Raw genomic sequence first — 9790 nt, 5'->3', positions numbered from 1 at the left:
GGCGTAGGGTGCAACTGCCCCGACCCAGGCAGCCAACGCCGCGGCTTTTGGGGCGCACACGGGGTCCTGTTTCGGGTTGATTGAGCCCTTCACATCCTTGCAATCGTGGAATCCAGTTCCCAAATTGCAAGCTTGTGGGCGTGCACGGGCATGTGACATGGAACCTTGTCGGTGACGGTGAACACCAACCGACATCATCGGAGTGCTTCATGAAACACCTGAGACCCCTGTCCCTCATTGCCGCCCTGGCGTGCATCACCCCCCTGGCCACCGCCCAGACGCCCCCGCTGCTGCGCACCGAAGTGGTGGCCAGCGGCCTGCAAAACCCCTGGGGCATGGCCTTCATCGACGGCGGGCGTGTGCTGGTGACCGAGCGGCCCGGTCGTCTGCGCGTGGTGCAGCACGATGGGCGACTGGGCGAGCCGGTGGCTGGTGTGCCGGCGGTGGACGCGGTGGGGCAGGGCGGCCTGCTGGACGTGGCGGCCGATCGCGACTTCGCGCGCAACCGGCAGGTGTACCTGTGCTATTCGGAACCCGGCCCCGGCGGCAACAGCACCGCGCTGGCGCGGGCGCGCCTGTCGGCCGATGCCGCGAAGCTCGAAGACGTGAAGGTGATCTTCAGCCAGCAGCCCAAAGTCAGCAGCCGGCTGCACTTTGGCTGCCGCATCGCCGAGGCGCCGGACGGCACGATCTTCCTCACCCTGGGCGACCGCTTCCACCGCATGCAGGACGCGCAGACGCTGGACAACCACCACGGCAAGGTGGTGCGCGTGCGCAAGGACGGCACGGTGCCGCCCGACAACCCCTTTGTGAACCGCGCCGGGGCCCGGCCCGAGATCTGGAGCCTGGGCCACCGCAACGTGCAGGGTGCCGCCATCGGCCCCGACGGGCGCCTGTGGACCAGCGAACACGGCCCGCAGGGGGGCGACGAAATCAACCGCCCCGAGGCCGGCCAGAACCATGGCTGGCCCGTCATCACCTATGGCGAAAACTACGGCGGGGGTGCCATCGGCGAAGGCCTCACCGCCAAGGCCGGCATGGTGCAGCCGCTGCACCAGTGGACGCCGTCCATCGCGCCGGCGGGCATGACCTTCGTCACCACCGACCGCTACGGCCCCGGTTTCAAGGGCAACCTGCTGGTGGCCTCGCTCAAGTTCCGCTACCTCTCGCGCCTGGTGCTGGACGGCACCCGCGTGGTGCGCGAGGACAAGCTGCTGACCGACATCGGCGAGCGTGTGCGCGATGTGGCCGAGGCGCCGGACGGCACGCTGTACCTGCTGACCGACGACCGCGACGGCCAGTTGCTGCGCCTGCTGCCGCGCTGAAAGGCACACCGGACCGCCCGACCAGCGCCCCGGGTTGAGCCGCCCTGCTGTAAGAAACCGCGACCGTTTGCGACATACTGGGCAGAGTTCCTGCCCGACCATGTCCGCTCCGCCCCGCACCCTGCTGCTGTTCAACCACGACTGGGACGCCATCGGCCACGCCCGTGCCGGTGCTGCGCGGGGCATGGCCTTTGACGAAGCGGGTTTTGACCTGTTTGCCTTCCCCAGCAACGCGCACCTGGCCTGGTTCGACATGACGCGGTTCGTCGATCGGCTGGCCCGCCAGGCCGCGCGGCGCGGCTGGGGCGCGGTCGGTTCGCAGCACGAGCAGTTCGGTGCGCTGGCCGCGGCCCTGCTGGCCGAACGCATGGGCTGGCCTGGCACACCGGTGGCGGCCATCCTGGCCTGCCAGCACAAGTTCCACGCCCGTCAGGTGCTGCAGCGCGTGGCGCCCGAAGCCAATGTGGACTTTGAGCTGCTCGACGCCGACTACGGCGCGCCCATCCCGCCGGGCATCGCCTACCCGCGCTTCGTCAAGCCGGTCAAGGCCGCGTTCTCGGTGCTCGCGCGCGAGGTGCACAGCCACGCCGACCTGCACCGCCACACCCGCTTTGGCGCCTGGGAGCTGTGGGTCATCCGCCGGCTGGTGGAGCCCTTCGAGCGCATGGCTCAGCAGCGGCTGGGTTCGGACCTGGCACCGGGCCTGCCCAGCGCCCACCGCCTGCTGCTGGAAGCGCCGGTGCGCGCCGAGCAGTTCAACCTCGACGGCTACGCGTTCAACGGCGAGGTGCACGCCCTGGGCGTGGTGGACGCCGTCATGTACCCCGGCACCCAGGCCTTCATGCGCTTCGAATTGCCGAGCAAGCTGCCGCAGCCGGTGCAGGCGCGCGCACTGGACGTGGCGCGCCGCTTCCTGCAGGCCGTGGGCTTCACGCACGGCCTGTTCAACATGGAATTCTTCTACGACGCGGCGAGCGACCGGCTCACCGTGATCGAGTTCAACCCGCGCATGGCCTCGCAGTTCTCCGACCTGTACCTGCGCGTGCTGGGGCTGGACCTGCACGCCCTGGCCCTGGCCCTGGCGCACGGCGAAGACCCGGCCGGCGTGCTGCGTGTGGCACCCGTGGCCGGTGCGGCGGCCAGCTTCGTCTACCGCGTGTTCGACGCCCACACGCCCGTGACCATGCCCGACGCCGCGCGCCGCCGGGCGCTGGCCCAGGCCTTCCCGGACGCGCTGCTGTTCCCGTTCCCCAAGCCGCGCGGCTCCATGACGCGCGACTTCAAATGGCTGGGCAGTTACCGCTACGGCATCGTGCACCTGGGCGGGCGCGACGCGGCCGACCTGCGCGCACGCTGCGAAGCCGCCAGCGCCTTGCTCGGCTGGCCCGCGCCCTACGCCGAACTTCAGGCACCGCCGACGCATCACACCAGCCACGCGGCGCCCATCAGCCCCACCCTGTCCCCACAATCCTTGCGAGTCCGACCATGAAACACACCCTCCGCACCCCGATCGTTCGCACCCTGGCCGTGGCCACCCTGGCACTGGGCCTGGCCGGCTGTGGCGCCATGCAGGCGCAGAACCCGTCTGGCGCGCTGCAGCCGGTCAACGCGGTCGAGCTCCCGCCCGATCAACGCGTGCTGCTCAAAGGCGCCGACGTGGTGGCCTATTTCACCGACGGAAAGTACGTGCAGGGCCAGAGCGCCTTCAAGTCCACCCACGAAGGCGTGACCCTGCACTTCGCCAGCGCCGAGCACAAGGCCGCCTTCGACCAGGCGCCGCAGAAGTACCTGCCGCAGTTCGGCGGCTACTGCGCCAACGGCATTGCCTACGCCATCCCCTGGGGTGGCGATGCCGACACCTGGAAGATCATCGACGGCAAGCTCTACATCTTCGGCGGCCAGGCCAGCAAGGACGCGTTTGAACTCGACGAGAAGACCAACCTGGCACTCGCCGAAAAATACTGGGGCGAGGAAATCCAGGGCGGCAACAGCTTCATCCAGCGCGCCAAGCGCCTGGTGTTCAAGGTGCCGCACTACAAGACCGGTGAAGAACTGGCCCAGGCCGTGGCCGCGGCCAAGTCGTCCAAGCCCTGATGGCCGGCTGGCGGCGGCGCCACTGGCTCGGCGGCGCGCTTTCCCTGGTGGCCGGGGCCGGTGTGTCGGTCTCCAGCTTCCGCGCCGACCGCAACCACGACGGCCCCGACGCGCCCAGCCAGCAACCGTGGGCGCGGAGCTTCGGTGTGGCCTGGGTGCTCAGTTCGGGCGGGCCGCGTGCCTTCGTGCACGTCGGGGTGATCCGTGCGCTGGACGAGCTCGGTCTTCAACCCGACCTCATCGTCGGCGCCTCGGCCGGGGCACTGGTGGGGGTGATGCGCGCCGCCGGTCACCGCGGTCTGGCCTTGCAGCAACTGGCCCTGACCGCTAGCCCCTGGCGCGTGATGCGCGTCAACCCCTTCGGCCCGCCCTGGCTCAGCGGCGATGCGCTGGCCGACTGGGTGCGCAGCGGCGTCGGCGGCCGGCCGCTGCAGGCGCTGGACGTGCCCGTGGCTTGTGTCGCCTGGCGACCCTCGGCCCGGATGCTGGTGGCCTTCAACCACGGCGACGCCGGCCTGGCGGTGCAGGCTTCCAGCGCCATCGAAGGCCAGTTCTCACCCGTGGCCCTGCACGGCGTGCCGCACGTGGACGCCGACCTGCACCAGCCCCTGCCGGTGCGCCTGGCCCGCAGCCTGGGCGCGCAGCGCGTGCTGGCGGTGGACGCCTCCGCCCACGAAGACCGTGCCCCCGAGGGCACGCAAGCGTGGCGCGCCGGCGACCTGCGCAAGCGCGCCCTGACCGAACCCGACGCGCGCGATGCCGACCTGCTGCTGCACCCCGATACCGGCTACTACGCCGGCTTCTCGCGCGACTACCGCGAGCGGGTCATGGCCATCGGCTATCGGGAGACGATGGCGCGCTCGGTGGCGTTGCGGGCGTTGCACGCGGCTTGACGCTGCATGCGGTCAGTCGCGGTCTTTGCGCCGGCGCAGTGCCCTGCCAACAGCCGATGCGATGCCGGCCACCAGCATGATGGCCAGTGCCAAGGCGATGGCGATGCCAAAGCCGTAGGCCGCGGGTTCGTTGCCCGCGCGGCCCGACACCCAGAGCCCGAGGAACAGCAGCACCAGCAAGCCCAGTGCGAACCCTACTGTGCGGGCGCGTTTTGTCTCACCGGCCGATCGGTCGCCATGCCAGAAGGCGATGCTGGCGGTCAGGGCCGTGAGAAGGATGAGGACCGCGATGGACATGGGTGCCGCAGGTGTGGGGGACGGGGCCGCGCGCATGCGCGCAGGGTGGCTTTTTCTACCGCGTCATGAGCCGCCGCGTGCCCAGACTGGCCGCGTCGACGATGGCCACCAGCAGCAGCATGGCGCCCAGCACGGTGGCGGTCTTGGGCATGTGGAACAGGCCCATGTGGAAGGCCAGCAGCTGGCCCAGGCCACCCGCGCCCACCACACCCAGCACGGCGGCGGCGCGGATGTTGTTTTCCCAGCGGTAGAGCGTGTAGCTCAGCAACTGCGGCAGCACCTGCGGCAGCGTGGCGTACAGGAACACGCGGCCGCTGCCCACGCCCTGCGCGCGCAGCGCGTCGCCCGGACCGGGCGGGGCGTTCTCGATCGCTTCGGCGAACAGCCGGCCGAGCACGCCCGTGGTGTGCAGCGCCAGCGCCAGGGTGCCGGCAAACGGGCCCAGCCCGGCCGAGATCAGCAGCAGCGCGGCCCAGACCAGTTCGGGCACGCTGCGCAGCGCGTTGAGCAGCAGCCGCGTGGGTGCGCGGCCCCGGGCCGCGTCACGCCTGTGCAGGCGGCTGGCTGGCAGTGCCAGTACCAGCCCGCCGATGGCGGCCAGCAGCGTGCCCAGCGCCGACATGGCCAGTGTTTCCCAGGCGGCAGCGGCCACCTTCTTCAAAAAGGCGGGCGAGGTGTCGGGCGGAAAAAATTCGCCGACGAAGCGTCCCATGCTGGCCGCCGCTTCGGCCGAAAAGAACTGTGCCCACTGCAGATCGAGCGACCAGAAGCTGGCGACCACGAGCACCACCAGGCCGGCCGTGAACCAGCAGGCCTTGCAGCGCGCGTCGAACAGCGGCGGCGGCAGCCTGTAGGGCGGGTTGGCGGCGCGAGGCTTGGAGGTCATCCGAGTGCCTTACGCAACCAGGCGCTGGTGCGGTCAGCGAGCGCCACCAGGGCCATGAAGACCAGCAGCATGGTGGCCACCTCGCCGCCGTTGAACATCTTCATGGCGTTGTCCATCTGCTGGCCCAGACCGCCCGCTCCCACAAAGCCCAGCACCACGGACGAGCGGATCGCGCATTCCCAGCGGTAGACGGTGTAGCTGGTCAGCTCGGCCGCGCTGGCCGGCAGCAGGCCATAAAAGAAGGCCTGGACGCGGCCTGCGCCGTTGCGCAGCAGGGCCTCGGTGGCATGGGTTTCACCACTTTCCAGGATCTCGGCGTACACCTTGCCCAGCATGCCGCCATAGGTCAGCGCGATGGCCAGCACACCGGCCGTGGGCCCCAGGCCGACCACGCGCACAAAGACCAGCGCCCACACCAGTTCGGGGATGCTGCGCAGCACGATGAGACCCCAGCGCACCGCCTGGCGCAGCCAGAACGGCCCGCGCGCCATGCGGCCCGACAGCGCGGAAATGGACAGCACGCGGGTGGCCAGCAGCGCCATCGGGATCGCCAGGCCCAGCGCCAGCGTCACACCGGCGGTGGCCATGGCGACGGTGCGCCAGGTGTCCTGCGCCACCATCCACAGGAAGTCGGCCCCGTGCGCGGGCGGAAAGAAGCTGGCGATGAACTGGCCGCTGACCGTCAGGCACTGTGCCTCGAACAGCACCCAGGGCTTGAATTCGGTGGCCACCAGCAGCGGCCACAGCAGCACCAGCGCCGCGCCGGTCCAGAACAGGCGCGGCAGCCACGCGGGGTCGCGGGTGGGCGGGAGGCGCAAGTGCAACTCAGCCATGGCGAGACGCCTGCGGCCAGCGGCGGCCGCAGAACCGGCTGTGCCGGGCTGCTGGCTGCGCCCCCTTGAGGGGGTGACGCGAAGCGGCGCGGGGGTGTTTCATCAGCGGCAATGCATGACGACCGGCTGCGGCGTGGCGGGCATGGCGTCGTCCAGCGCGGGTGCCGGGCCGGTCAGTTCGTGCTCGTGCTGCGCGTACAGGGCGCGCAGGCGCTCGCGCGTCACCTCGGCCGCGGGCAGGTCGAACGCCAGCGCGCCGTCGCGCAGGCCGACGATGCGCGGGAAGTGCTCCAGCGCCACGTCCACCTGGTGCAGCGTGGTCACCAGCGTGGCGCCGCGTTCGCGGGCGGCGCTCAGCAGCGTGTCGATGGCCTGGTGCGAACGCGTCGGGTCCAGCGCCGACAAGGGCTCATCAATGAGCCAGAGCGAGGCCGGCGACAGCAGCGCACGCGACAGGCCGACGCGCTGGCGCTCGCCGCCCGAGAGGCGGTCGACGCGTTCAAACAGTTTGTCGGCCAGGTCGAAGCGGTCCAGCGCGTCGAAGGCGGCCGGGATGTCCGCCGGGTAAAACAGCGAGCGCAGGCTCTGCCAGGTGCCCATGGCCGGCAGGCGGCCCGCCAGCACAGCCGTGACCACGCGCTGGCGCGGCGGCAGCGGCGGCACCTGCGGCGCGAGAAACAGGCGCCCGCGCAGGCGCTGCAGTTCGGCGCGCGGCAGCTGCCAGGGCGCCTGGTCGTCCAGCATCACCGAACCGGCTCTGGGCGGCAGGGCGCAGGCCAGCAGCTGCAGCAACGTGGTTTTGCCCGCGCCGCTGGGGCCGATCACGGCCACCTGCTCACCGGGTGCGACCCGCAAGTCCAGCGCTTGCAGGGCCGGGGCTGCGCCCGGCCGGGCCGCCGGGTGGCGGGCGCTGGCGGCGTTCAGTGCGATCTTCAAGGATCAACCCTGGAGGGTCACAGCAGTTCGGCGCTGCGGGCAGCGGCTTCGATGCCACGATAGTTCTCGGCCTTGGTGGGCACGAATTTCGTGGCACGCTGCAGTTCGAGGATTTCTTTGCCCTCGGGCGTGGCCTTGGACAGCGAGAGCAGTGCGTCGGCCAGCTTCTGGCGCGTGGCGGCCGGCATGTCGGCGTGCACGGTCCAGTTGTAGTCGTAGTAGGGCGGTGTGGTGTAGAAGACCTTGACCTTCTCGGTGTCCACCTTCTTGTCGGCGACGAACTTGTCCCACACCGAGATGTTCAGCGCGCCCGCCTGCACCTTGCCCGACGCGACGGCGGCGATGGTGGCGTCGTGCGCACCGCTGAAGGCCACGCGGCGGAAATCCTTCTCGGGGTTCAGGCCGGCCTGCAGCAGGAAGCTGCGCGGCATCAGGTGGCCGCTGGTGGAGCTTTGCGAACCGAAGCTCACGTCCTTGCCCTTGAGGTCGGCCAGGGTCTTGATCGCGGGGTCGGCGGTGATGAAGACCGACTTGAACTTCTCGTCTTCCTCGCGCTGCACCAGCGGGATGACCTTGCCGCCCGAGCGCACGTTGGCCTGCACGAAGGTGAAGCCGCCGAACCAGGCCAGGTCAACCTTTTTGTTGACCAGGGCTTCGACCGAGGCGGCGTAGTCGGTCACGGGCGTGAACTCGACCTTCATGCCCAGCTTGCTTTCCAGGTACTTCACCAGCGGCGCGGCCTTGCGCGCGAGCTCGGTGGGCGATTCGTCGGGGATGGCGGTCACGCGGAAGACGGTCTGCTGGGCCTGGGCCAGCGAGGCAATGCCGGAGGCGGCGAGCACGGCGCAGGTCAAGAGTGCGCGTTTGGTGCGGGAGAGGTTCTGTGCGTGCATGGGGTATCCGATCAAGAGGGATAAGGGAACGCGTATTAGAACCCGGCCACGCACGCCGGCATCGCCGTGAGGGCATGCGATGCGGTTGCTACAGTGTGGCGGCCACCGCACCCGGAGAACCCATGTCCCCCACGCCCTCCACGCCCGAATTTGTCCAGCTGCACCAGACCGATGCCCAGGCGCTGCGCGCCGAGCTGGCCGCCGGCCTGCGGGCCCCGGCCGCGCACATCGCGCCCAAGTATTTCTATGACGCGCTGGGCTCGCGGCTGTTCGACGCCATCACCGAGCTGACCGAGTACTACCCCACCCGTACCGAGGCGGCGATCTTCACCGCGCAGGGGGCGGCCATGGCGCAGCAAGTGCCGCCCGGTGCGGTGCTGATCGACCTGGGCGCGGGCAGCTGCGCCAAGGCGGCGGGCCTGTTTCCGGTGCTGCGGCCGGCCGGCTACGTGGCGGTGGACATTTCGGTGGACTACCTGCGGGACGCCCTGGGCCAGCTGCAGCAGCGCCACCCGCAACGGCCCATGCTGGGCCTGGGGCTGGACTTTTCCAGCGCGCTGGCGCTGCCCGCGCAGGCGGCCGCCTGGCTGGCCGCGCACGGCCAGGCCGCGGCGCCGCGCTGCGTGTTCTACCCCGGGTCGAGCATCGGCAATTTCACCCCCGCCGAGGCCCTGGCGCTGTTGCGCCAGGCGCGGGCGGTGTGCGCGGCCGGCGGCCCTGGCGGCGGCCTGCTCATCGGTGTGGACCGGGTGAAGGACACGGCCATCCTGGAGCCCGCCTACGACGACCCGCTGGGCGTGACCGCGGCCTTCAACCGCAACCTGCTGCTGCACGTCAACCGCCTGCTGGGCACCGACTTCGCGCCCGCGCGCTGGCGCCACGTGGCCTTTTTCAACACGGCCGAATCGCGCATCGAAATGCACCTGCAGGCCGAGGGCGCGATGACCGTGCGCTGGCCGGGTGGCGAGCGCGTGTTCGCCGACGGTGAACGCCTGCACACCGAAAACTCCTACAAGTGGACGCCCGAGGCGTTCGAGGCGCTGTTGCGCGAAGCGGGCTTTGGCCCCGCTACGCACTGGACCGATGCGCGCGGCTGGTTCAGCGTGTTCTGGGCGCCAGCCCCCTGAAGCAGCCTCAGCGCCCCAGCGTGGGCGAGGCCCACTGCTTCTGCTGGCGCTCGTCGCTGGCGGCTTCGGCCTCGATGCTGTCCTGGGGCAGGAGCTTGAGGCATTCGGCGTAGGCCACAGGGTCCAGCTTCTGGGCCACCGCCTGCTCGGCCACCACCTGGGGCGAACGCCCGTCCCACACGAAGCGGTTGCCGTGCGCCGGCGGGTCCGGCTCGCAGTCGTTCTTGTAGAGCGGGGGCGCTTCGGCGGTCCAGGGGTCGAAGACGATGGTTTTCTCGAACACCAGGGGCTGGCCGGTGGGCGTGGGCGGCAAGGGCGGCATCTGCCGCACGGCGGCGCGGGCGCGCTGTTCAACGGTGGGTGAGGTGCTCCAGAGGGTGTCCAGCCGGGCCAGCGCGCCACTGGGCGCGATCTCGATGCGAAAGCGCACCGCCCCCTGTTCGGGCCCTTCGTGGGCGGTGCCCATGAGGCTGCGCAGGTGCTGGCCCCAGTTGTGGCGGTAGCGC

At 70.5% G+C, this 9790-nt stretch carries 11 protein-coding genes; 5 read left to right on the top strand and 6 right to left on the bottom strand.

The annotated features are described in order from the left end of the window. Positions 1-209 precede the first annotated feature (209 nt). The 4 genes from ACR2JA_RS14590 (at position 210) to ACR2JA_RS14575 (ending at position 4312) form a co-directional block, all read left to right on the top strand. Positions 210-1325: a PQQ-dependent sugar dehydrogenase gene (locus tag ACR2JA_RS14590; protein ID WP_434009804.1), complete on the top strand. Its 1116-nt coding sequence runs from the start codon at positions 210-212 to the stop codon at positions 1323-1325. A gap of 100 nt (positions 1326-1425) precedes the next feature. Next, positions 1426-2814, top strand: a complete 1389-nt coding sequence (locus tag ACR2JA_RS14585) for an ATP-grasp domain-containing protein (RefSeq protein WP_434009803.1) — start codon at positions 1426-1428, stop codon at positions 2812-2814. After that, complete coding sequence (locus tag ACR2JA_RS14580; protein WP_434009802.1) at positions 2811-3419, top strand: YHS domain-containing (seleno)protein; 609 nt, start codon at positions 2811-2813, stop codon at positions 3417-3419. Before ACR2JA_RS14585 ends, ACR2JA_RS14580 begins: the two co-directional genes overlap by 4 nt. Further along, positions 3419-4312 (top strand): patatin-like phospholipase family protein, encoded by an 894-nt coding sequence (locus tag ACR2JA_RS14575; protein WP_434009801.1) that lies wholly within the window; start codon positions 3419-3421, stop codon positions 4310-4312. Before ACR2JA_RS14580 ends, ACR2JA_RS14575 begins: the two co-directional genes overlap by 1 nt. A gap of 12 nt (positions 4313-4324) precedes the next feature. Here the strand turns inward: ACR2JA_RS14575 and ACR2JA_RS14570 are convergent, their stop codons facing one another. The 5 genes from ACR2JA_RS14570 to ACR2JA_RS14550 all read right to left on the bottom strand — a co-directional run bounded on the left by ACR2JA_RS14570 (position 4325) and on the right by ACR2JA_RS14550 (position 8157). Continuing rightward, the gene (locus ACR2JA_RS14570) at positions 4325-4609 is read right to left on the bottom strand and encodes a hypothetical protein (RefSeq protein WP_434009800.1); all 285 of its coding nucleotides are present in this window, start codon (positions 4607-4609) and stop codon (positions 4325-4327) included. 55 nt (positions 4610-4664) lie between these two features. Then, positions 4665-5495, bottom strand: coding sequence for a phosphonate ABC transporter, permease protein PhnE (gene phnE, locus ACR2JA_RS14565; protein WP_434009799.1), 831 nt, complete (start codon positions 5493-5495; stop codon positions 4665-4667). After that, positions 5492-6328: a PhnE/PtxC family ABC transporter permease gene (locus ACR2JA_RS14560; protein WP_434009798.1), complete on the bottom strand. Its 837-nt coding sequence runs from the start codon at positions 6326-6328 to the stop codon at positions 5492-5494. The genes phnE and ACR2JA_RS14560 overlap by 4 nt, the downstream gene beginning before the upstream one ends. Positions 6329-6430: 102 nt before the next feature. Further along, positions 6431-7264, bottom strand: coding sequence for a phosphonate ABC transporter ATP-binding protein (locus ACR2JA_RS14555; RefSeq protein WP_434009797.1), 834 nt, complete (start codon positions 7262-7264; stop codon positions 6431-6433). A 17-nt stretch (positions 7265-7281) separates the two neighbouring features. Beyond that, complete coding sequence (locus ACR2JA_RS14550) at positions 7282-8157, bottom strand: putative selenate ABC transporter substrate-binding protein (RefSeq protein ID WP_434009796.1); 876 nt, start codon at positions 8155-8157, stop codon at positions 7282-7284. A 122-nt stretch (positions 8158-8279) separates the two neighbouring features. Here ACR2JA_RS14550 and egtD point away from each other — a divergent pair, with 122 nt between their 5' ends. Then, positions 8280-9284: an L-histidine N(alpha)-methyltransferase gene (egtD, locus tag ACR2JA_RS14545; protein ID WP_434009795.1), complete on the top strand. Its 1005-nt coding sequence runs from the start codon at positions 8280-8282 to the stop codon at positions 9282-9284. A gap of 7 nt (positions 9285-9291) precedes the next feature. Here the strand turns inward: egtD and ACR2JA_RS14540 are convergent. Continuing rightward, positions 9292-9790, bottom strand: a 499-nt coding sequence (locus tag ACR2JA_RS14540; RefSeq protein WP_434009794.1) for an energy transducer TonB family protein, incomplete at its 5' end; no start/stop codon positions are given.

It is taken from the genome of Hydrogenophaga sp. (assembly GCF_051007235.1).
GTDB lineage: Bacteria > Pseudomonadota > Gammaproteobacteria > Burkholderiales > Burkholderiaceae_C > Hydrogenophaga.
The sequence above is the reverse complement of the archived record's forward strand: the minus strand, read 5'-3'. Positions and strand labels throughout refer to the sequence as shown.